At 31.9% G+C, this 22,544-nt stretch carries 24 protein-coding genes and 2 tRNA genes; 17 read left to right on the top strand and 9 right to left on the bottom strand.

The window, feature by feature from the left end:
* The first annotated feature begins 8 nt into the window (after positions 1–8).
* From DMR38_RS00320 to DMR38_RS00285, 8 genes are all read left to right on the top strand, one after another.
* A complete protein-coding gene (locus DMR38_RS00320; protein ID WP_127719479.1) occupies positions 9–932 on the top strand; it encodes an ABC transporter ATP-binding protein in 924 nt (307 codons plus the stop codon).
* Positions 925–1,662, top strand: a complete 738-nt coding sequence (locus DMR38_RS00315; RefSeq protein WP_127719478.1) for an ABC transporter permease — start codon at positions 925–927, stop codon at positions 1,660–1,662. The genes DMR38_RS00320 and DMR38_RS00315 overlap by 8 nt, the downstream gene beginning before the upstream one ends.
* 10 nt (positions 1,663–1,672) lie before the next feature.
* Entirely contained in the window at positions 1,673–2,407 is a 735-nt protein-coding gene (locus DMR38_RS00310; protein WP_127719477.1) for an ABC transporter permease, read from the top strand.
* Positions 2,408–2,598: 191 nt separating this feature from the next.
* Positions 2,599–2,847 carry a transposase gene (locus DMR38_RS00305; RefSeq protein WP_347562536.1) on the top strand — a complete coding sequence of 83 codons (249 nt, stop codon included), beginning with the start codon at positions 2,599–2,601 and terminating at the stop codon, positions 2,845–2,847.
* Between the two features lie 268 nt (positions 2,848–3,115).
* Positions 3,116–3,685, top strand: a complete 570-nt coding sequence (locus DMR38_RS00300; RefSeq protein ID WP_127719476.1) for a TetR/AcrR family transcriptional regulator — start codon at positions 3,116–3,118, stop codon at positions 3,683–3,685.
* 13 nt (positions 3,686–3,698) lie between these two features.
* The gene (locus DMR38_RS00295; RefSeq protein ID WP_127719475.1) at positions 3,699–3,899 is read left to right on the top strand and encodes a hypothetical protein; all 201 of its coding nucleotides are present in this window, start codon (positions 3,699–3,701) and stop codon (positions 3,897–3,899) included.
* 3 nt (positions 3,900–3,902) lie between these two features.
* Complete coding sequence (locus DMR38_RS00290) at positions 3,903–4,346, top strand: flavodoxin domain-containing protein (RefSeq protein ID WP_243124398.1); 444 nt, start codon at positions 3,903–3,905, stop codon at positions 4,344–4,346.
* Between the two features lie 6 nt (positions 4,347–4,352).
* Positions 4,353–4,508: a cysteine-rich KTR domain-containing protein gene (locus DMR38_RS00285; RefSeq protein ID WP_243124553.1), complete on the top strand. Its 156-nt coding sequence runs from the start codon at positions 4,353–4,355 to the stop codon at positions 4,506–4,508.
* A gap of 666 nt (positions 4,509–5,174) precedes the next feature.
* Here the strand turns inward: DMR38_RS00285 and DMR38_RS00270 are convergent.
* The 3 genes from DMR38_RS00270 to DMR38_RS00260 all read right to left on the bottom strand — a co-directional run bounded on the left by DMR38_RS00270 (position 5,175) and on the right by DMR38_RS00260 (position 5,935).
* Positions 5,175–5,267: transfer RNA gene (locus DMR38_RS00270), tRNA-Ser, on the bottom strand.
* Positions 5,268–5,270: 3 nt separating this feature from the next.
* Positions 5,271–5,708 carry a nucleoside deaminase gene (locus DMR38_RS00265; RefSeq protein ID WP_127719474.1) on the bottom strand — a complete coding sequence of 146 codons (438 nt, stop codon included), beginning with the start codon at positions 5,706–5,708 and terminating at the stop codon, positions 5,271–5,273.
* 150 nt (positions 5,709–5,858) lie between these two features.
* Positions 5,859–5,935: transfer RNA gene (locus tag DMR38_RS00260), tRNA-Arg, on the bottom strand.
* 122 nt (positions 5,936–6,057) lie between these two features.
* Here DMR38_RS00260 and DMR38_RS00255 point away from each other — a divergent pair.
* The gene (locus DMR38_RS00255) at positions 6,058–6,360 is read left to right on the top strand and encodes a hypothetical protein (RefSeq protein WP_127719473.1); all 303 of its coding nucleotides are present in this window, start codon (positions 6,058–6,060) and stop codon (positions 6,358–6,360) included.
* 37 nt (positions 6,361–6,397) lie between these two features.
* Entirely contained in the window at positions 6,398–7,999 is a 1,602-nt protein-coding gene (locus DMR38_RS00250; RefSeq protein WP_127719472.1) for an AarF/ABC1/UbiB kinase family protein, read from the top strand.
* Positions 8,000–8,007: 8 nt separating this feature from the next.
* On the opposite strand, the gene DMR38_RS00245 is transcribed toward DMR38_RS00250, so the two are convergent.
* The gene (locus tag DMR38_RS00245) at positions 8,008–8,586 is read right to left on the bottom strand and encodes a TetR/AcrR family transcriptional regulator (RefSeq protein WP_127719471.1); all 579 of its coding nucleotides are present in this window, start codon (positions 8,584–8,586) and stop codon (positions 8,008–8,010) included.
* 187 nt (positions 8,587–8,773) lie between these two features.
* On the opposite strand from DMR38_RS00245, the gene DMR38_RS00240 reads away from it, so the two are divergent.
* The 6 genes from DMR38_RS00240 to DMR38_RS00215 all read left to right on the top strand — a co-directional run bounded on the left by DMR38_RS00240 (position 8,774) and on the right by DMR38_RS00215 (position 15,025).
* On the top strand, positions 8,774–9,667 hold the full coding sequence (locus DMR38_RS00240; protein ID WP_127719470.1) for a phosphatidylserine decarboxylase: 894 nt from the start codon (positions 8,774–8,776) through the stop codon (positions 9,665–9,667).
* A 144-nt stretch (positions 9,668–9,811) separates the two neighbouring features.
* The gene (locus tag DMR38_RS00235) at positions 9,812–10,669 is read left to right on the top strand and encodes a MurR/RpiR family transcriptional regulator (protein WP_127719469.1); all 858 of its coding nucleotides are present in this window, start codon (positions 9,812–9,814) and stop codon (positions 10,667–10,669) included.
* Positions 10,670–10,978: 309 nt separating this feature from the next.
* Positions 10,979–11,872, top strand: coding sequence for a 2-hydroxy-3-oxopropionate reductase (gene garR, locus DMR38_RS00230; RefSeq protein WP_127719468.1), 894 nt, complete (start codon positions 10,979–10,981; stop codon positions 11,870–11,872).
* A 4-nt stretch (positions 11,873–11,876) separates the two neighbouring features.
* Positions 11,877–13,310, top strand: a complete 1,434-nt coding sequence (locus DMR38_RS00225) for a four-carbon acid sugar kinase family protein (protein WP_127719467.1) — start codon at positions 11,877–11,879, stop codon at positions 13,308–13,310.
* A gap of 25 nt (positions 13,311–13,335) precedes the next feature.
* A complete protein-coding gene (locus tag DMR38_RS00220) occupies positions 13,336–14,172 on the top strand; it encodes a class II fructose-bisphosphate aldolase (protein ID WP_127719466.1) in 837 nt (278 codons plus the stop codon).
* A gap of 28 nt (positions 14,173–14,200) precedes the next feature.
* Positions 14,201–15,025, top strand: a complete 825-nt coding sequence (locus DMR38_RS00215) for a Cof-type HAD-IIB family hydrolase (protein ID WP_127719465.1) — start codon at positions 14,201–14,203, stop codon at positions 15,023–15,025.
* Positions 15,026–15,097: 72 nt separating this feature from the next.
* On the opposite strand, the gene DMR38_RS00210 is transcribed toward DMR38_RS00215, so the two are convergent.
* The 5 genes from DMR38_RS00210 to DMR38_RS00190 all read right to left on the bottom strand — a co-directional run bounded on the left by DMR38_RS00210 (position 15,098) and on the right by DMR38_RS00190 (position 21,330).
* Positions 15,098–15,991, bottom strand: a complete 894-nt coding sequence (locus DMR38_RS00210; RefSeq protein ID WP_243124393.1) for an AraC family transcriptional regulator — start codon at positions 15,989–15,991, stop codon at positions 15,098–15,100.
* Positions 15,992–16,201: 210 nt separating this feature from the next.
* Positions 16,202–16,804 carry a cupin domain-containing protein gene (locus DMR38_RS00205; RefSeq protein WP_127719463.1) on the bottom strand — a complete coding sequence of 201 codons (603 nt, stop codon included), beginning with the start codon at positions 16,802–16,804 and terminating at the stop codon, positions 16,202–16,204.
* A gap of 169 nt (positions 16,805–16,973) precedes the next feature.
* The gene (locus DMR38_RS00200) at positions 16,974–18,323 is read right to left on the bottom strand and encodes a GntP family permease (RefSeq protein WP_127719462.1); all 1,350 of its coding nucleotides are present in this window, start codon (positions 18,321–18,323) and stop codon (positions 16,974–16,976) included.
* A 46-nt stretch (positions 18,324–18,369) separates the two neighbouring features.
* Positions 18,370–20,343 carry a YjhG/YagF family D-xylonate dehydratase gene (locus tag DMR38_RS00195; protein ID WP_127719461.1) on the bottom strand — a complete coding sequence of 658 codons (1,974 nt, stop codon included), beginning with the start codon at positions 20,341–20,343 and terminating at the stop codon, positions 18,370–18,372.
* Between the two features lie 81 nt (positions 20,344–20,424).
* Positions 20,425–21,330: a dihydrodipicolinate synthase family protein gene (locus tag DMR38_RS00190; RefSeq protein ID WP_127719460.1), complete on the bottom strand. Its 906-nt coding sequence runs from the start codon at positions 21,328–21,330 to the stop codon at positions 20,425–20,427.
* A gap of 454 nt (positions 21,331–21,784) precedes the next feature.
* On the opposite strand from DMR38_RS00190, the gene DMR38_RS00185 reads away from it, so the two are divergent.
* Complete coding sequence (locus tag DMR38_RS00185; protein ID WP_127719459.1) at positions 21,785–22,534, top strand: IclR family transcriptional regulator; 750 nt, start codon at positions 21,785–21,787, stop codon at positions 22,532–22,534.
* The last annotated feature ends 10 nt before the right edge of the window (positions 22,535–22,544 follow it).

The raw sequence follows: 22,544 nt of genomic DNA, 5'->3' as shown, positions 1-22,544 counted from the left end.
ATTTTTATATGAATGATTTTATCATTGAAACGAAACAACTGACAAAAATTTATGGAGAACAGACAGCAGTTAACACAGTCAATCTTCATGTAAAAAAAGGCCAGATTTACGGTCTGTTAGGGCGCAACGGAGCTGGGAAAACCACTATTATGAAAATGATTTTAGGGTTGACTCCAATCACTTCTGGCGAGGTAGATGTATTCGGACAGAATATAAAAGGCCGGGAAAAACGAGTATATCCCCGTATCGGCGCTATTATCGAAACACCGGGATTTTATCCAAATTTGACAGGAACGGAAAACTTGGAGATTTTTGCGAAGCTGCGTGGTACAGCTGCCCCACACGCAGTTGAAAACGCATTGAAAGTAGTAGGATTACCCTATAAAGATAAAAAGTTGTTTAGTAAGTATTCCCTTGGAATGAAGCAGCGTCTTGGTATTGCAAATGCTATTTTGCATGACCCTGAACTGCTGATTTTGGATGAACCTACAAACGGTCTTGATCCTATCGGCATTGCAGAAGTAAGAGATTTTATTAAGAATTTGAGCGTTGAGCGTGGAAAGACAATTCTTATTTCCAGTCATATTCTCTCGGAAATCTCATTGCTTGCGGATGATATTGGAATTATCGACCACGGTGTTCTGCTTGAAGAAAGTAGCATGGAGGAACTTAAACGAAAAAATGGTAAGTATATTCTACTTCAAGTTTCTGATGTTTCTAAAGCGACCTTAATTTTAGAACGTCAATTCGGCTTGAAAGAATATTCTGTGCAAGATGAACATACGTTGAAACTCTATGATATCTCTCTGGATATGGCATCTGTCAATAAGGCACTTATGCTTGGTGAGGTGTCGGTTATCAGTTCGGGGCTTTGTAATGATACTTTAGAGGACTATTTCAGAAAAATTACAGGAGGAGATGGCATTGCTTAAACTTATTCAAATAGAATTTTTTAAACTACGACGCAGAAAATTTGTGTGGATTATGATGTTGTCAGCTCTCATAATGCCATTTCTAGCATTCTTATTATCCAAATATGTATGGAAAACAGGTGTTGACCCTGTACAATTTTATAAATGGTCAGCCTTTGGTTATACGATGTTTATTATCTTGCCCTTCGTTTTGGGAGTACTTTGCACCATGCTTATGTATGACGAAAATCAGTATGATATGCTCAAACAACTTTGGATTGTACCTATCAGCAAAATGGGATACTTTTTTAGTAAATTTTTTGTAGTTTTGATTTACTCCATTTGTTTCATGCTAATTACAGCTGTTGCTTCTGTTATGTTCAGTGTACTTCCCGGATATGTCACATTTCAATGGGAAAGCGTTTTATTCTTGCTGAAAAAATGTTTAGACATTGGTGTTATTACTGCTTTTGCAATACTGCCCATTTTGGCAATTGCTTCATCGCAAAAAGGATACATTCTCCCGGTTTGCATAACATTAGTTTATGCCTTTCTTGGCTTTTTTTTAATCTCGGTAAATATGTATCTGCATCCGTTATCCAGTATGTCAGTTATAATCATGCGAAATAGAGATATTCCAGGGATTGCTCTTACACAAGCAGTTAACGTTCCTTTAGCATTTCTTTGCATTTGCGTTTGGGATATTATTTCAGTATTACTTGCAAACATAGCGTTGGAAAGAAGAAAGTGAGGTGTGAATAATGCAAAAATTACTTTGGGCGGAATGTCAAAAGCTTCGCCGTTCAAATATTGTTTGGATTACAGTTTTTGCAACAGTTATGATAGCTATCATTGTTTTTATAGGGGGTCAGACTGAGTATTATGGCTCCCGGGATATGGCCAATGCAGGCTGGTATATGAGTGTGGCTCAACCATGGGCAACTTTTTTTGTTCTTCCTGCAGTCATTACCCTTTTTGGCAGTTATATGATTTGTCGTGAAGAACAGGAGGACACTATAAAATCTCTAAGGCTTATTCCCGTAAATGAAGCAAAATTAACCACTGCAAAAATGATTGTTACTTTTGCGTTCAGTATACTCCTTTACTTGCTGCTCTTTGCTATAACATTTTCGGTTGAGGCCATCTTACATTTTTCTGATTTATCAATAAAAATGGTTCTAAATTTTCTGAAAGCATATTTTCTGGACGGCTTAGGTATATTCCTTGCTATCTCACCCATTATTGCTTTTGTATCGCGTATGAAAAAGGGATATTGGCTTGCACTGTTATTTGCTGAAATTTATTCTTTTGCTGGACTATTTACGAGTATGTCAAATTTTCTAAAAGCTTTGTATCCTATTACGGCTGTATTTGCCATTTCTGGCTACTATGGCGCATGGACATGGCAAATAATACTTAGTTGCATCAGCTTACTGCTTTGCGGGGGGCTTGCCACATTAATACTGAAGGGCCTAAAGCATAGTGAAAGAAGTTGAAATAGGTCATCTCAAAATGAAGAAACTGATTATATTTGTACTGCTCTTTGAATGGAAGTTCAACAATGCCTCCCTAAATGGGTAATAGAACAGATAGATGAGCTTTCGTGTAACGAACTAAAATGAGATGAAACAATATCTTAATCAGAGATTAGCAACTGTAAAAACGGATAAGAAGGATTCAATGGCTATTGCAAATTACGGCATCGATTTCTGGTTTCGTCTTAAAAACCACGACAGGAATAGATGCACCACCATACCAATCAGGACAATTTACAGGAACTAACCGTAAAATTAGCAAACGTGGATCATCAATATTACGGAAAATCGGATATGAGACAATGCAAGTGTTAAAGACACATACGGCGCTAGATGATGATGCAGTATATTGGTATATTCTAAAAAAAGAAACTGAGGGTAAACCAAAACGGATAGCTTAAATAGCAGGTTTTTATATAATAATTTTTATCAAAATTTTCAAAAACACTTGACAAATAGTAGAAAAAATGTTGCGAAAGCCTTAAAATCATATTTGTCGATTTCGCATTTCATATCTAATTCACCCTATTACATTTTACTGTTCAACTTTCTTTTGAAATATGAATATACATATCATAATATTGACAAGAAAGTAACTTTGCTATATACTGAACTTGTTCAGAACTAATTCAGTTTGAACAATCTAAGATAGGTAGTGATAGAACAATCATGACAAAAAAAGAGCAAGATGCAAGAGAACGCATTATTAGTGCTGCAATTGAAATATTGTATGAAGTTTCCGATATTGAGAAAATTACAGTGCGACAAATTGCAAAACGAGCAAATGTTGGTATAGGCACAATCAATTATCATTTCAATTCAAAAGATAATCTTTTAAGTTTTGCCATAGGTAAAGTTATGGCGAATAAGGTAACCGAATTTATGAAACCTCAAAAAAATTCTCATTTAGACCCTGTTGAAAATCTGAAAACTATGCTAAAAGAGGTATGTCATGTAGCAGCTGCCAATAAAAAACTGGTTCAATTTATGCTTGCAAAAATCATTTCAGACGGTGATATGAAAACCCCCCTTTACTTTATACCCTTTCTTAAAGAGGTGTTCAGAAATGAAAAAGAGGAAATTGAATTAAGAATAATTGCATTACAGATTTTGCAGCCTATTCAACTTGCTGGAATTTCCCCGGCCTCATTTCTTATGTATAGCGGGGTGGATTTCTATGATGAAAATGACCGTAATAAATTCATTGATATGCTTGTAAACAATCTAATTAAACATTAGGAGGTAACTTAAAATGAAAATAGCTACTATAATAAGCTCAATTATTACACTTTTGCTTCTGCTTTCAACTATGATTTGCGGATTGTGGCTTAAATCTGGTCATTCGGGAGATATATCTTTTCATATGAATTGTGGTATTGCTTCTCTTGTTTTTTGCTGTATCACTTTTATATTGCTACTCATTACATTTCATCACCAAAAGAAAGGAAAATAAATTATGAAAGCATTGATATTATTTGCAACAAAATCGGCGTCAACTAAAGAATGCGCTGAAATATTAGCTGAAAAATTTAATTGTCCTGCCTATAACCTTGCGGAAAAAATTCCGGATATAATGTCGTTTGATATTCTCATTCTCGGAACAGGGGTGCGCCTGGGAAAAATCTATAAACCAGCTTTGAATTTTATTCGGAGGAACATAGTCAAATTAACCCAAAAAAAGATTGCTATTTTCTTTTGCAACACATACCCAAATACATTTGACAATGCTATTGAAAAGAACTTACCTTTAGAACTTATTCAACAAGCAATTTGTATTAAATCGTTTGGAGGAAAACCACCTTTCACCAACCCGCAGAATATGGATTGGCTAAACAAAGAAAATCTAAATGATTTTATCGCAACAATAGTAAAATATACAGGTGATTATATGCAGGAATAACAATGGATATTATGTCCTATATGTGGAAACAAGACAAGATTAAAAATCTGGGAAAATACGGAGTTAAAAAACTTTCCGCTATTTTGTCCGAAGTGCAAGCAAGAAACGCTAATCACTATTCAACAATTTAATATGTCAGTTATCAAAGAGCCAGATGCATAGACGAGGACATACGCAACCGCTTGCGGTCAAAGCTCATGCTGGCTGTCCTTTCATTCAAGGTCTGAGTTACTCACTCTGCGTCCCCCTTTCCGCAGAGTGTAAGACATTGGATAGGCTATAATAAATTGTACAGAAAACATTCGGTCATGGTATAATAAATAAAAATTAAGAGAGATGATTTAAAAGCATGGCTGGAAAGAAAAAGAATTACACAGAAGAATTCATAGTGCTCTTAACTATATGACTCCAGTAGAATATCGTTTAGCAAAAATGACCGAATAAAAAGTGTTGACAATCCACTGCTGAAAACGGTTGAACAAATGAACTGGATTAGCAGTATAAATGAAAATAAATTGCGTGAGCTTATGGATAACGGAGAACTGGAATATATCCAAAATGGCAACCGCCGTTTGATTGCTGACACTGTTATTTGGAATATGTTGAGGTTCGGATTGAGGAAAAGAAAAGTAGCAAAATGGAGCTATTACAGATGTATCTTTTTATAGATCCACTCTGCTTTTTATATGTTTTTAGGAGTTTCTTGCACCATTAGGACACCACGCTATACATTTTTTATGCATACAACATATATAGAATTATGCGGTTAGCACCACAAAAAGGCATAAGGAAACCCGCGTAAGTCCTTGATTTACGCGGGTTTGTTGTTGGCGGAGAGAGGGGGATTCGAACCCCCGGTGCGGCTTTACACCGCACAATTGATTTCGAGTCAATCACCTTCGACCTCTCGGACATCTCTCCATATTATCTTCTACTTTTAAAAAATTTTTCTAACATTTCACTGCACTGTTCATTGTACATCCACTGAATATCTACCCAACGATTTAAATGCCTGTTTTGTAATATGTTAACCACAGAACCACAAGCCCCCATAGTAGGATCAAAAGTGCCTATATACAGTTTATTTATTCTGCACTGCAATATAGCTCCTGCACACATAGGACACGGCTCTAAAGTAACATACATACTACAGCCAGTTAATCTCCAATTACTTAATATCTCTGATGCATTTTGAATAGCAAGCATTTCTGCATGTGCAGTAACAATTCCAACTGTCTCTTTTAAATTATGACAACTTGATATTATTTCATTATCTTTTACTATAACAGCTCCTACTGGAACTTCACCTAATTTCAACCCTATTTTTGCCTGCCTTATGGCTTCCAACATAAAGTCCTTCATAAAATACTCCAAAAATTTAAGTATTTATTACATTATGACACATATAAATTGAATAAATAAAATATAAATATAAAATAAGGATATACTATAAAGAACAATGAAAATCCTCATAAAATAAACGTCCTGCAAATATAATATTTACAAGACTTATGGTGCGCCCGAGAGGAGTCGAACCTCCGGCACGCGGTTTAGGAAACCGCTGCTCTATCCTACTGAGCTACGAGCGCATATATATAATCGCTACTTAACTATTTTATTATAGTTTATAATAATTGTCAATTTTTTTTAGTTAATAATTGAAAAATTAAATATATTAGTGATTATAACTTAATTATAAGGGAGGAAAAATATGATTAATGAATTAAAAAGTTTATTCTTAGCTGGGGTAGGTTCAGCTGCATATACCTATGAAAAAGCAGTAAATCTAATTTCCGAAATGGTGGAGAAAGGGAAAATAACAGTAGATGAGGGAAAACAATTATCCGAAGAATTAAAGAAAAATGCTTTAGCCAAAAAAGATCAAATAAAGCCATTAACCAAAAATGAAGTTATATCTATATTAAATAACATGAACTTTGCTTCCAAAGAAGATATCGCATCAATAAATGATAGATTAACTAAACTTGAAAATAAAATAAACAATAATAACTAAAGCCAATCTAGGCTTTAGTTATTTGATGAGATAACTTATGAGAAAAATATATTCGCAAAGATTTAAGGAAATAATGAAGGTACTAGCTAAGTATGGTTTTAAATTCTTAAGAGAAACTAAAAGTTCTAATAAAAATAAATCTCCTGAAAACCTAAGAAAAGCTTTTGAAGAACTTGGACCTACTTTTATAAAAATAGGCCAAATACTTAGTTCAAGGCCAGACATATTACCTTCATCTTACATTAAAGAACTTTCAAAGCTCCAAGATGATGTACTTCCAGAGAAGTATGAAGATATAGATATAGTATTTTTCAATGAATTTAATAAAAGTATAAATGAATGCTTTTTATATTTTGAAAGAAATCCTATAGCCTCTGGATCAATTGCACAAGTACATAATGCAACTTTAAAAAATGGGAAAAAAGTCATTGTAAAAGTGCAGAGGCCTGATATAAAACAAAAAATGGAAACAGATATATCCATATTGTATAAAATCATGAAACTTACTAAAAACAAATTTAAAGATGCACTAATAGATCCAGAAGAAGCTTTAAAAGAACTGCTCTCTTCCACTAGAAAAGAGCTGGATTTCAACCTTGAAGCAGACAACATGATGAGATTTAAAGGACTAAACCAAAACGTAAAATTTTGTTACGTTCCCTATATAATAAAGGACTTGTGTGGGAGTAAAGTACTTACCATGGAAAAAGTCTACGGATTTAAAATAAATAATATAGAAAAATTAGAAGAAGAGAAGTACGACTTACAAGACTTAGGCAAAAAATTAGCCTTATGTTTTTTTAAACAGGTTTTCACGGACGGTTTCTTTCATGCAGATCCACATCCAGGTAATTTATTGATACAGGACAAAAAAATATGTTTTATTGATTTTGGAATAATAGGCACTCTTTCTCCTAGATTAAAATTGCTCTTAAACGATGCAATTATGTCCATTGCCTATAAGGACACAGATAAGCTTGTATCTGTAATTATGTCCATAGGTATAAAAAAGGAATTAACTGATAGAAATAAATTGTATGAAGACGTAGAATTATTTCTGTCAAATTATCTGTTCACTTCTCTCAAAAACATAAAAATTTCTGTACTTATAACAGAAATTTTCAAATGTGCAAAAAACAACAATATCACTTTACCTAGGGATTTAATATTATTAGTAAAAAGCTTAATTATAGTAGAAGGCTTAGTAGCTGAAATAGCTCCTGACATAGAAATTTTAGATATAGCAATACCCTTTGTAAAAAACAATAATGAATTTTATTTTTTGAAAAATTTTGATTTAGAAAATATACTTATAGATTCGTGTAACTTCACAAAAAATTTTTTCAAACTTCCCATGAAAACTGTAGAATTAATAGACAGCATATTAAATGGAAGAGCTAAAATTCAACTAAAATTTAATAAAATAGATGATTCATTAAATCAATTAAATAAAATGGTAAATAGACTTTCTATCTCACTTATATTATGTTCTATGATTATAAGTTCTTCCTTAATTTTAAATTCAAATATAGGTCCAAAAATACATGCCATACCTTTACTGAATGTTATAAATTTTTTATTTTTTATAATAATCGGCATTACTCTAATAATTTCAATAATTAAATCTGGAAAACTTTAAAGAGAGATTCAACTTAGGATCTCTCCTTTTATTCCATTTAAAATTCTGTAAATAAGATTATCTATCATTCCATTTAAATCTTTGTTTTTTTCATTTATCAATTCATAAACAGCAACAGAACAAATTGTCCCGAATAAATCATATGCTAAAAATAAGGAATTACATGTTTTTATATATCCTTTCTCCATAGCATCATCTAAGTAGGACTGTATATATACTATGTATTTTCTTATATATTCCCTTAATTCCAATTGTCTTATTTCTTGACCCCAAAGTTGGCTCATAACCACCTTAAAGAAATCCCTATTTTCATAAACTAATCCCCACTGAACTTTACATACAATTTTTATTCTGTTTAAAGGGTTCGTTTCATTTTGGGATTCTTCTTCTATACTTTTTCTTATTACATTCATACCTTCTTCTATAATATATTTAAATATCTCTTCTTTGCTTTTAAAATGATAGTATAATGTTCCCTTTGCTACTCCTGCATCTGCTGCTATAGCATCCATAGTAGCACCACTGTATCCATTCTTGGAAAATACTTTTATAGCAGACTCAAAAATGGTTCTTTTAGTATTACCCATTAATACCACTCCAGATTTTTATTATATAACTGCTGACTGGTCAGTACAATTATATTTATTTACATTATACTTTTGTTGTTAAAATAACTCAATAGTTTTTAATACATTAATTTTACAAAAATTATTTCTATATTAACATTATAGTGTTAAAATAAGCTGTAAATAAAACGTTTTAAGGTAGGAAAAAATGATTAAGTATTTTAATAGAAAAAGTAAAAAATATGAAATAGAAAAAGTAGCAGGAGACACTTATTTAAATTGGACTTATTCTTCCCCTTGTGGAATGAAATTATTAGAACTTATAATTAAGAAAAAAGTTTTTTCAAAATTATATGGGAACTTTTGCAATAGTAAATACAGCAAAAAGAAAATTATTCCATTTATAAAAGATTTCAATATAGATATAAATGAATTTAGGGAAAACTATAAAAATTTTAGATGTTTTAATGACTTTTTTTCAAGATCTCTCAAAGATACTGCAAGACCTATTGATAGTAACAAAAATATATTAATATCTCCCGGAGATGGAAGACTAATTGTATATGAAAATATAGATTTAAACAAAATCGTTCAGATTAAGGGATATACATATAGTCTTTTTGATTTAATAGATAATCCCAAAGTAGCTAAAAAGTTTAAGAATGGTACATGTTTAATATTAAGACTTTGCCCTACAGATTACCATAGATTTCATTTTATAGATTCTGGTATATGTGAATATACACATAAAATTAAAGGTAGTTACTATTCTGTAAATCCAATTGCTTTAAAAAATATTGCTAATCTTTTTTGTAAAAACAAAAGAGAGTGGAGCATATTTCATTCAGACAACTTCGGTGATGTACTCTATGTAGAAGTAGGTGCTACCTGTGTAGGTTCTATAATTCAAACCTATTTACCTGAATCAACTATTAACAAAGGTGATGAAAAAGGTTACTTCAAGTTCGGCGGCTCTACAGTTATATTATTTTTTGAGCAGAACAAAGTAACTATAGATAAAGATTTGCTAAAACAATCAAATCTAGGGTATGAAACCAAAATACTTATGGGCGAGACTATAGGAACCAAGTTTACTTACTAAGAATTATTTTATTTGTAGGCACTATAATTTACAATACTTTCTAATTTTATAATGGACATCATAAAATTAGAAAGTATTGTATTATGTTGAAATTTGAGTTACTATAGCAAATGTGAATAAAATACTATTTAACAAGAGAGTGAGGTGATTATAATAGAAAAAGATGTTTTTTCTTTAATAAGAACTAATTATAATAATTTATCTCCTACTCAAAAAAATATTGCGGATTATATCCTTTCAAATCCTGAAAAGGTTATTTTATATTCAATAAGCGATCTTGCAAGTGAGTGCAATACTAGTGAGCCAACTATATTTAGATTTTTAAAAAAAATTGGCTACGAGTCCTATCAGGTTTTTAGAATTAAAGTAGCTCAGCAAATTTCAGATAATTCAACAAAATCTATATATGGAGAAATACAACCGGATGATGATATAAATACAGTCAAGAGAAAAGTCATAGATTTAACAACTGATTCCATAAATGATTTAAATAACATCGTGGATAAACAGCAGGTTAATTTATTTATTGATACCATCATTAAGTCTAAAGAAATTATTTTTTTTGGTGTAGGGGCCTCAAATATGATTGCTGGAGATGCATATCATAAATTTCTCCAACTTGGTTTTAACGTGAAATTTTGTAACGACCCACATATTATGAACATGATAGCTTCTCACTGCCATAAAGAAGACTTAATAGTTGCTATATCACATTCTGGAGAAAGCCGTGAAATAAAAGATGCTGTTGATTTTGCTAAAGAAAATAATGCTACAATTGCTTCTATAACTAGTTATCCGCATTCGGCTTTAGCTAAAAAATCAGACATACTATTATTGAGCTCTTCTCGTGAAACAGAGTATCGTTCAGATGCTATGATATCTAGAATAAATCAACTTGTAATAATTGATATTTTATACGTATCAGCAGTTTTACGTGTTGGTCAAAAATGTATAGATAGTATAAATAAATCAAGAGTTGCTGTGGCAAAAAACAAAACTTAAACAAAAAACTTATTTTACAATAATTGCCTTTAATTATTGTAAAATAAGTTTTTTTATTGGTAAATTTGGCTCTAAAATTTGATAAAAATTTAACTATTATTGACATAAAAATGTTGAGGTAGTATATTAGCCATAGTAGTAAAAATACTACTATGGCTAATATACTAGTAGTAAAAATACTATCACATTATAAATTTAATTGTTTTTACCATTAAATTTATAAGCTATATTTCTTAGTTTTAAGTAAACGTTTCATTAAAAACAGAATATATTTATAAATCACTTATTATTCAAATTGGAGGGAAAAATATGAAAAAAAGTGTTGGATTTATAGGACTTGGAATAATGGGAAGACCTATGGTATTAAATCTTATGAAGGCAGGACATAAAGTAACTGTATACGATATAAACGAAAGTGCTGTTGAGAAGTTAGTGCATGAAGGCGCAGTCGCTGCCAAATCTCCAAAAGAAACATCAGAAAATAAAGATATAATCTTTACAATGCTTCCAAATTCAAAGCATGTAGAAGAAGTTATTTTAGGTGCAAATGGTGTAATTGAAAGTGCAAAAAAAGGTTCAATTATAGTTGATATGAGTTCAATTTCACCAGTAGTTTCAAAAAAAATTGCAGATGAAGTTAATAAAAAAAGTGTTGAGATGTTAGATGCTCCAGTAAGTGGAGGAGAAACAGGAGCTATAGATGGTACCCTTGCAATAATGGTAGGTGGAAAAGAAGAAGTTTTCGACAAAGTTAAAGATGTACTTCATGATATGGGAAAAACAATTACACTAGTTGGCCACAATGGCTGTGGTTGTACTGCAAAATTAGCTAATCAAATTATGGTAAACTTAAACATTGCTGCAATGAGTGAAGCACTAGTTTTTGCTGCAAAAGCAGGTATTGATATCGAAAAAATGTATAACGCTATACGAGGTGGACTTGCCGGAAGTGCTGTATTAGATCAAAAAGTTCCAAGAATACTTGATAGGAACTTCGTACCCGGTGGGAAAATTTCTATCAATCTTAAAGATATAACTAATGTCATGGAAACTGCCCATGATATAGATGTTCCACTTCCTTTAACAAGTGAATTATTAGAAATATTCCATGCTCTTAAAGCAGACGGAAAACAAAATGATGATCACGGCGGTATAGTTCAGTTTTATGAAAAAATCGCAAATGTTCAAGTTAAAAGGAGCTGAGATTATGAGTGATAATAAAATATTAGCTAAAGAAGCTTTTAATAATATACCTGAAGTAAATACAGAAGTTGTAGATAAAATGCTTAATAAAGAATTAAAAGATTTAAATAAAAAAATAGTAGTACTTGATGATGATCCAACAGGTGTACAAACTGTTCATGATATTTCAGTTTACACTGATTGGTCATTGGACAGCATTGAAAATGGTTTTAAAGAAGAAAATTCAATGTTTTTTATCTTAACAAATTCAAGAGGTTTTACTGCAGCTGAAACAGAAAAAGCACATAAAGAGATATCTTTAAATATTTCAAAAGTGGCTAAAAAACTTAATAAAGATTTTATTATAATTAGCAGATCAGATTCAACCCTTAGAGGACACTATCCTCTTGAAACAGAAATTTTAAAACAAACTGTAGAAGCAAATTCTGATGTTAAATTTGATGGAGAAGTATTAATGCCATTTTTCAAAGAAGGTAGTAGGTTTACCATTAATAACATTCACTATGTTCAAGATGGTGAATACTTAGTACCAGCTGGTGAAACTGAATTTGCAAAAGACAGATCTTTTGGATATACAAAATCTCATTTAGGCGAATATATTGAAGAAAAAACAAAGGGAACTTTTAAAACAAAAGATACAACTTACATATCACTTGAGGATATTAGAGCTTTAAATATAGAAGGTATTACAAAACAATTGCTTGATGTGAAGAATTTCAATAAGGTGGTAGTCAATGCTGTAGATTATATAGATGTTAAAATATTTGTCACAGCTTTAGTAAAAGCAATAAAATTAGGCAAAAACTTCATGTACAGAAGCGCAGCTGCTTTAACCAAAGTACTCGGCGGAGTAAGTGACAAAAGCTTACTAACCAGAGATGAACTTATTAAAGTAGATTCTAAAAATGGAGGATTAATAATAGTTGGTTCTCATGTTAAAAAAACTACTGAACAGTTAGAAGAATTAAAGAAATGCCCATTCATAGAATTTATTGAATTTAACTGTCATCTTGTTTTAGATTCTGAAAAGTTTGAGGCAGAAGTACAAAGAATTATTGAAAAAACTGAAAAACTTATTGCCTCTGGTAAAACTGCAGCAGTTTACACTTCAAGAAAGAGAATAGACCTTGGTGAAAATAAAAAAGAAGAAGAGTTAAAACTTTCTGTTAAAATTTCAGATGCAGTAACAAGTATTGTAGGAAAATTAAATGTAAGGCCTAATTATATTGTCGCTAAAGGTGGAATTACATCAAGCGACGTAGGAACGAAAGGTCTTAAAGTAAAAAGAGCAACCGTAGCCGGACAGATAAAACCAGGAATACCTGTTTGGACTACAGGAGCTGAAAGTAAATTTCCTGGAATATCATATGTTATATTTCCAGGGAACGTAGGAACTAAGACAACTTTAAGAGAAGCAGTTGAAATTTTAAATAAATAAGTTAAAGGGGATTAGGAGAAAAAATATGTTAGTTAATATGAAGCCGCTCCTTGAAGATGCAAGGTTAAAAAAGTATGCTATTGGTTCATTTAATGTATATAACTATGAAACTATAAAAGGTGTAATCCAAGCTATAAAAAAGCAAAAAACACCTGCTGTAATTGCTTTTGGTGAGAAATATTTAAAAAATATGGATGTTGATTCTGTATATAACCTAGTGAACATCTTGTCAAAAAATATTGATGTACCTTTTGCCTTACATTTGGATCACTGTAAAAGTTTAGAAAACATATATAGGTCTATAAAAGCGGGATTTACTTCAGTAATGTATGATGGTTCATCACTACCCTATGAAGAAAATATTGCAAATACTTCAAAAGTAGTTGAAGTAGCTCATGCATGTAATGTATCCATAGAGGCTGAGTTAGGCTCTTTAGCATCAGGTTTAAATTCTCATGAAGGAAAACTAGATGATGAAGAAATTTATACAAGCCCTGATAAAGCACAGGATTTTGTAAGAAGAACAAAAATTGATGCACTTGCAGTGTCTATAGGAACAGTACACGGCATGTATAAAGGTGTGCCAAATATAAGGGTAGATATTTTAAAAAAGATAAAAGAAAAAGTAAATATTCCATTTGTACTTCATGGAGGTTCAGGTACACCTGAAGAAAAATTAAAAAATTGTATAGCAAACGGAATATGTAAGGTAAATGTTAATACTGAAATATCAATGTATACTGTAAAAAAGATAAAACAAGCATTAAATGACGAAAAAAACTATCATTTATCTGATATATCCTTGATGGAGATAAATTTCGTTGAAGATATTGTAAGTAAGTATATGAAAATTTTTAGTTGATATTTAAACATTTAAGGAGAAACTAATTATGCTTAAATATAAATGGTGCATATGTGATATGGATGGAACACTTCTCAATTCCAACGAAGTTATATCAGAAGAAAATGAAGCCGCATTAAAAAAACTTCAACAAAATGGAGTAGAAGTGATTATTGCTTCTGGAAGAATAGATCTTTTAATGAAGCCCTTTATAAAACAATTAAATTTAGAAGGAAATATAATATGTTGTAATGGAGGACTCATTAAGAATATATCGACCGGAGAAATTGTTTATTCAAAAACAATAGATAAAAATATAGTAAAAGAAATAATATTATATTGTTTAAAAAATAATATTGGTTTTCTAGTTTATACTAATAATATGGTATATTCCAGTAAGAAAAATTATAAGGTAAAAAGCTATGAAAATGTAAATAAATCTGCACCTCCTAGCTTGCAGATACCAATAGAATACATAGATAATTCTACAGTTGAATATCTAGAAAAAGTGGACGTGTTTAAAGTTTTATTGATTTCTGATACTGAAGGTGTAAAATTATTAAAGGATTATTTTTCCAAATATAAAAGTCTTACTGCCGTTAGTTCGCTTGATGGCCTGCTAGATGTAATGGCGTCGAGTATTTGTAAAGGTAGTGCATTAAAGATTTTATCTAAAAAATTTGGAATGGATTTAGACAAGGTTATTGTATTTGGTGATAACTATAATGACATTGAGATGTTTGAATGTGCTGAAATGCCTATAGCTATGGGAAATGCTGTAGAAGATATTAAGATGAAGTCAAAATATGTAACTAAATCCAATAATGAATCTGGAATAGCCTATGCTATCAATAATTTTATACTAAACAAATAGTTTTATACAAAGCGGATAGTTAAATTTATCCGCTTTTGTATGCTACAAATTTAGAAAATATATAAAAGAAGTTTACGAATTAGTACATTTTCTTTTTACAGGAATCCATACTTCACACTTATATTCCCCCTGCTTTTTATCATTCCAAAAGTTCTTTTCAATACATGGACCTTCCACTTGTTCAAATCCAGAAGAAGGAAACCATTCGGAATATATACGTCTCCATATATCCTGTATAATCAAGTTATCTGGCGTAGTTCCGTGACCTTCAAATACTGCCCATGTAAGTTTAGGTATCTCAAGTATGGTAAACTCATCTGATATCTCAATTTTAGGCATTTCATGTCCCATCATATATTTTCTTGTACCATCTTCTTTAAAGTCATAATGAAATCCATCCAATAAGGTACCTTTAGGATTACCTAATATTTCATTAATTCTGTCATGTGTTCCATCTTGAAAAATCTTACTGATGAATTTCGGTATTTCTCTATAAGCAGCATCATTAACTTTAGTTGTTATAAAACCTATTCCAAAAACTTTAAAAGCTTCCTTTTCTACTATTCTATAAATCATTTCACATTCTCCTTTTATTGATACTTGAAATGAGATTTTTGGAAAGGCTTTAATTTTTCCATTAAACTTTTTTAAAGCTGATGGAGATATTCCATGAAGCCTTTGAAATGCTTTAGTAAACGCTTCTGGGCTCTCATAACCATATTTTAATGCCACATCAATAACTTTTTTATCTGTTGAAGCTAATTCTTCTGCAGCAAGAGTTAGCCTCCGATTTCTTATATATTGACTTACAGTGAATCCTGTTAATGCATAAAACATACGTTGAAAGTGATATCGTGATGAGCATGCAACCTTTGATATATCTTCTATATTAAGTTCCATATCTAGATTGTTTTCAATATATTCAAGTGTATTATTTAGCATCCTAATTGTCTCCAAAGATCTCATCTCCTTTTAAAATAATTATATAAGAATTAGAGAATATACTCCTGTGTTTTTGTGCTTTACTTTGTCTTATGACATGAGACATACTTTTTCTTATTTATTCTTTATACCATATTCAAGAATATATTTAAAATACAAATATAAAAAACACCGTAAAATTCTTTTGAATAATACGGTGTTAAAATAATTATTTACTTTTTTACGTAATTAGTACTAACCCTTTTCAGCAGCTTCTGCATCCGCTTTAGTGACATGAACAGTATTGCGTGGATGTTGAGGAGGTGCATAAATAGAATATACTTTAAGCGCTTTATCACCTGTATTGATAACATTGTGCCATGTACCAGCAGGTATCATTATAGCAAAGTCATCGTATACTTTTTTCTGAAAGTTCAGATTATATTTACTTTTTCCCATTTTAACAAGTCCCTGTCCTTCTTCAATACGTATGAATTGATCAACATTGGGATGAATTTCCAAACCAATATCATCACCAACATTGATGCTCATTAATGTAACTTGCAGATGTTTTCCTGTCCATAAAACAGTACGAAAAGCATTATTTTGTTTAGTTGCCTTATTAATGTCAACTACAAAGGGTTGTGGTCCATAATCCTTCAGTTGAATTGATCCATCACTCCTTGATAATTGTGAAAATTCAAATCTTGAATCATCCTCAATTTCATCATCAAAAGGAATATATGGATCATTAAATTGTCTCAAATAATTTGGGTCATACAAAGGACACGGATAAGCATTATACTTTTGTGTATTAATGCAATCATCACATGGATACTTTTTATAATTATTATACATATTGTTCCTTTCTTTCATAGTCTTACGAAATTATAATATGTTCTAGGTGTTCAAAATGTGATTAAATGCAAAACTCTTGGAATCACAGGATTTAGATTTCAAGGGTTTTGTGTTATTAGTATTCAGTTTTATTAAATATTCTTAAGTTAATGAAATTGGACGTAAGGTATTAAACAAACATATTCAATATCAAAATACATATTAATCCTGTTACTGATAAAATGGTTGATAACAAAGTCCAGGTTGAAAATGTTTCCTTCATACTGAAACCAAAGTATTCTTTAACCATCCAGAATCCTGCATCGTTTACATGAGAGGCTATTGCACTTCCACATCCAGTTGCAAGTGTTACTAGAGCCAAATTAACATGTCCACAGCTAGCAAGCATTGGAATAACTAAACCTGATGTTGATAAAGCCGCTACAGTTGCAGACCCTAATGAAATACGTAAGATTGCTGCAACTACCCATGCAAGTAGTATAGGCGATATAGAACTTCCACTGAATAATGTAGCTATATATTTACCAACGCCTCCATCAATAAGTACTTGTTTAAAAGCACCACCGCCGCCAATAATTAAAATCATCATTCCAATTGATGCAGCTGCAGCTGAGCAGGAAGCTCCCACTTGTTTAATTGGAATTTTCCTTCCTATTCCCATTGTATATACTGCAACTATTAAAGATATAAGCATTGCAGTGTCTGGATTACCAATAAAACTAACAATAGTAAAAAATGAATTTCCTTTAATTCCTGCTGTTTTTTGTACCATTGAAATTATTGTGGAAATCATCATCAAAATAACAGGAAACATTGCTGTTAATAAACTAATTCCAAAACCAGGTGTTTCTTCCATTTTAAATGTTTTTTGTTTGCCTAAAGATTCAATATTTCCGGTTTTTTCAAAAGCACTTGGTATAATTTTTTTAGCAACTTTAGTGAATACTGGTCCTGCCATAATAACACATGGTATTGCTACAATAATACCATATAATAAAACCGTTCCAATGTCTGCTCCATATGCTCCAGCTATTACTGTTGGTCCTGGATGTGGAGGTAGAAAGCTGTGTGTTACTAATAAAGCAGCAAGCATAGGAATGCCTAAATATATTGGAGGAATTTTTAATTCTCTTGCAATAGAAAATACAATTGGAATTAATAAAACTAATCCTACTTCAAAAAACATTGCTATACCAACAACAAATGAAGCAACTACAACAGCCCACTGAATTCGTTTTACACCAAACTTGTTAATTAAAGTCATAGCAATACGGTGTGCTCCGCCTGAATCAGCAACTAATCTACCAAGCATGGCACCAAGTCCAAATATTAAAGCTATGTGGCCGAGCGTTCCACCCATACCGTTTTCGATGCTTGAAACAATTTTCCCAAGTGGTATCCCCAACCCCAAGGCTACAGCAAATGAAACAATCAACAGTGAAAGAAATGTGTTTAATTTAAATTTAGAAATTAATATAATTAAGAATACTACACCTAACCCTACCATTAGTAATGGCATAATATACTCCCCCTAACCTCTCTAGTTTTTAAACATAAAAGATTTGTTATTTTTTAGTTAACGCTTTCTTACCAGCTTCAATAACCTCAATAATTTTATCTACATCATATACGCTTCCTCTCCAGGTTCCACCGCTGACGGATTGAAGTGCTGCCCACAATCTTGTATCATCCGGAAGATCTTCATCAGGTTCAAGACCTTCATGAGGCTTACGTGATTCTAATACTTTAGCTGCTTCTTCATAAGAAAGTTTGTTATCTTCAGTTCCAATGAAATTAATTGATCCCTCGAGTTTATTAGTATCAACTATAATCTCAATAACATCTTCATCCCTTAATTTTCCGATAGGACCTCCTGCTAATGCTTCAGGACCTACATGTCCAAAACAAGCCCCTGTAGAAACACCAGAAAAACGTGCATCTGTGATTAAAGAAACATGCTTTCCAAAAGATAAATGTTTTAAAGCAGAAGTTAACTGATATGTTTCTTCCATTCCAGTCCCCATTGGGCCTCCGCCCATCACAATCATTATGTCGCCAGCCTTGATCTTTCCCACATCTTTAAGTGCCTTAATAGCTGCTTTTTCGGATGTAAAAACTTTAGCTTTTCCAGTATGTCTAAATACCCCATCGTCACTTATAACTGATGGATCAATAGCTGTTGATTTTACTACGGAACCTTCAGGTGCAATGTTCCCTACAGGAAAAGTTACTGTTGACGTTAATCCTCTTTCTTTTGCCTGGCTTGGGTTCATGATAATTTCATCAGGATTAATTTTATCCACTTCAAGCAGACGTTTTCTACACTCGGCACGTCTTTCGGATTTTTCCCACCAATCAAGGTTATCTCCAAGTGTTTCTCCTGTAACAGTAAGAACATCTTCATGCAGCAGACCAAGCTTTCTTAAATAAAGCATAACTTCTGGAACTCCACCTGCTAAGAATGCACTTACTGTTGGATAATTAACTGGTCCAATAGGAAGAACACTCACTAAACGAGGCACTTTCTTATTAATTCTTGCCCAGTCTTCCACAGTAGGAATTTTGCAATTAGCAGCATGTGCAATTGCTGGAAGATGAAGAAGGAAGTTTGTTGAACCTCCAAAAGCAGCATGAACTACCATGGCATTTTCAATTGCTTTATCTGTAATAATATCCTTTGTGGTTATTTCATTGTCTGCCATATCCCAAACTGCTTTAGCTGATTGTCTAGCAATTTCCTTCCATATTGGCTGACCAGAAGGCGCTAAAGCAGAATGAGGCAATGCTATTCCAAGCGCTTCAGCAATAACTTGAGAAGTACCAGCTGTACCTAAAAATTGACATCCTCCACCAGCAGAAGCACAAGCATTGCATCCACGTCGGCAAGCATCTTCTAATGAAAGTTCATTATTTGCAAATCTGACTCCTATAGTTTGAACAGTTCCTGCATCTTCACCCTCTACGGCTTTAAGTGTTGCACCACCAGGAACAATAACAGTTGGCAAATCATGCATAGATGCTAGTGCCATCATCATTGCAGGCAGTCCTTTGTCACATGAAGCTACTCCCATTACTGCACGACGTGTTGGCAATGAACGAATTAAACGACGGCATACTATTGCCGAATCATTACGATAAGGTAGAGAATCAAACATTCCAGTTGTACCCTGGCTGCGCCCGTCACATGGATCTGTTACATATGCAGCATAAGGAACACCTCCAAGTTTCTTTATTTCTTCAGCTGCTGCTCTCATTTGTAATCCTAATTCAAAGTGACCTGTATGTAACCCTACAGCAATTGGAGTACCATCATTATCACGAATTCCTCCTTGATTACTAAGTATTAACACGTCGCCACCAAGGAGTTCAGATGGTTCCCATCCCATACCAGCATTTAAAGTCATTCCGAATATATTTCCACTAGGTGAATCTTTTAGCAATTCTGGAGTAAGTGGAAGTGAACCTTTTGGTCCTTCTGCATGAGTATGAATTTCATATAAAGATGAGTCTTCTTCACCATAAATTGATTTTAACGACATAATAACCATTCCTCTCTATGATTTAAAAATCTTTTTATATAGCAACTTTTTATATAGCAACTTTTAAAAAACTGCATTAGATTATTTTGATATTATATGATTGATCTCTTTCATAAGCTTTTTAATTGAATTGGTTTGTTCTTCATTAGCTTGAAGAAGAGGAGTTTTGCAGTAGTCTTTAATATCAATACCTTTTAACATCATGGCTTTTTTTACAATTGGAATAAAGCATTTACTAACTTCATATAATTCTGCTAACTTATCAACAGAATTCTGAATTTCAGCTGCTTTATCCATATTTTTCTCATTAACTGCTTTTACCCAATCTACAAAAATCTCCGGATAAAGATTGGAAAGTGCGCTAATACACCCGCTTCCACCAGAAAAAATATTACGAACAAAGTTTTCATCAAACCCTGAGAATATCTCAAAATCAGGGAACTCATTCTGTACAGTTTGGATTAATTTTCTAGTATGTCCCATTTCAGATACTGTATCTTTATAACCAACAATGTTGCTGTGCTTTCTCAGTAAATTAAGTGTTAATTCTGGCGATAAATCATGTCCTGTTCTGTCAGGGTAATTATATAAATAAATATTACCTTTTACAGATTCAGCCACCTTTCCATAGTAAAATTCCAAACTTTCATCTGTTAGACTAAAATAATATGGACTAATAATGATAATATCATCTGCTCCAGCATCAATGGCATAATTGGAAAGTTCAATTGTATCTTCTATTGTCATACAGCCTGTTCCAATAATAACCTTTGTCCTTTTATTTACATAGGAAGTAACAAGATCAATTAATTCCTTCCTTTGTTCAGTAGACATGGCATAGAACTCACCTGAGCTTCCCATAATAAGCAAACCATCTATACCTGCGTTTATAAGATAGTCATAAATGTTTTTATTTGCCTGGATATCTAAGTTTCCATTAGCATCGAATGCAGTAACAACAGGTGTTATAAATCTAGCTTTTTTCATATATGTTTTCCCCCTTAGTAATAATTAACTAAATTCAAAGTCTAATTTGTAATTGTTTACATGTATTCTAAATAATTAGTTTAACTACTTAATAATTCACAAAAATAGTCAAAGCTTTTATGCATACTTAAGTAATAATTTAAAATTTTTAGTGATACCTTAATGACTTATGAAATTGCTCCTCCTCTCATTCTTTCGTATATACAAATCTTATTTGTTTATACGAATATTATAGTTAAATAATATCACAATTTTTTGTCATGTCAAGGTAATATTTGGGCATTATTGTAGAATTAAAAAAATAGAGACATTTTTCTTGATATTTTAATTGAAGTGCTTTTATAGAAATATTTATTTTTATATGTGTAAATGGAGATTGAATATTACTAACAAGGCATTTATAATTGTTATTGTATAACAAAGTTTTATAAAAATTTGAATGGTGGTTGTAAATATGGCACATAAACCAACGGAAAGAGTGCTAAATATATTAAATCTTTTGTCAGTCAAGCCTAAAGGCTTAACATTAACAGAGATTTCTGAAACAATTGATGTACCAAAAAGCACCCTTTATCCTATTATCCAGACAATGTTAGAACGTAATTTTCTTTCTCTTGAAAAAAGCTCTCTAAAGTATTCAATAGGAATTTCCACTTTTTGTATCGGAGCATCCTATTCACGAAATAAAAATATGTTAGATTTTATACAAAAAATAATGAAGAACATTGTCAGTAATATCGATGAAACCTGTCAAATGGGCATTCTTGATGGAAACAATGTACTTTATATATTAAAAGAAGATCCTATAAAAGATATTGATATTCGACTTATTTCATATGTAGGGAAACGAATACCCGCTTATTGTACAGCATTAGGGAAAGCCCTATTAAGCGAATACAATATTGAAGAAATAAAAACGCTTTATCCTGATGGCTTAAAACCCATTACCAAAAATACTATAACGGATTTTTCTGTTTTAGAAGTGGAATTAAAAAGGATTAGAGAAACTCATGTTGCAAAGGAGGTTGAGGAAGTAACAGAATTTTTACGCTGCTACGCTGTTCCCCTGACCTCAAAAGGAAAAACAACCGCAGCCATCAGCATAAGTATTCCAACTTTCCGAGCTACTGATGAAAAAAACAAACTGGCAGTTGAATTATTATTAAAGGCAAAAGAAGAAATTGATGCTGTTAATTTGAATTAAGTCTTATCAG

Source organism: Clostridium sp. AWRP (genome assembly GCF_004006395.2).
Taxonomy (GTDB): domain Bacteria; phylum Bacillota; class Clostridia; order Clostridiales; family Clostridiaceae; genus Clostridium_B.
Note: the sequence above shows the minus strand (reverse complement) of the source record. Positions and strands in the feature narration are given on the sequence as shown.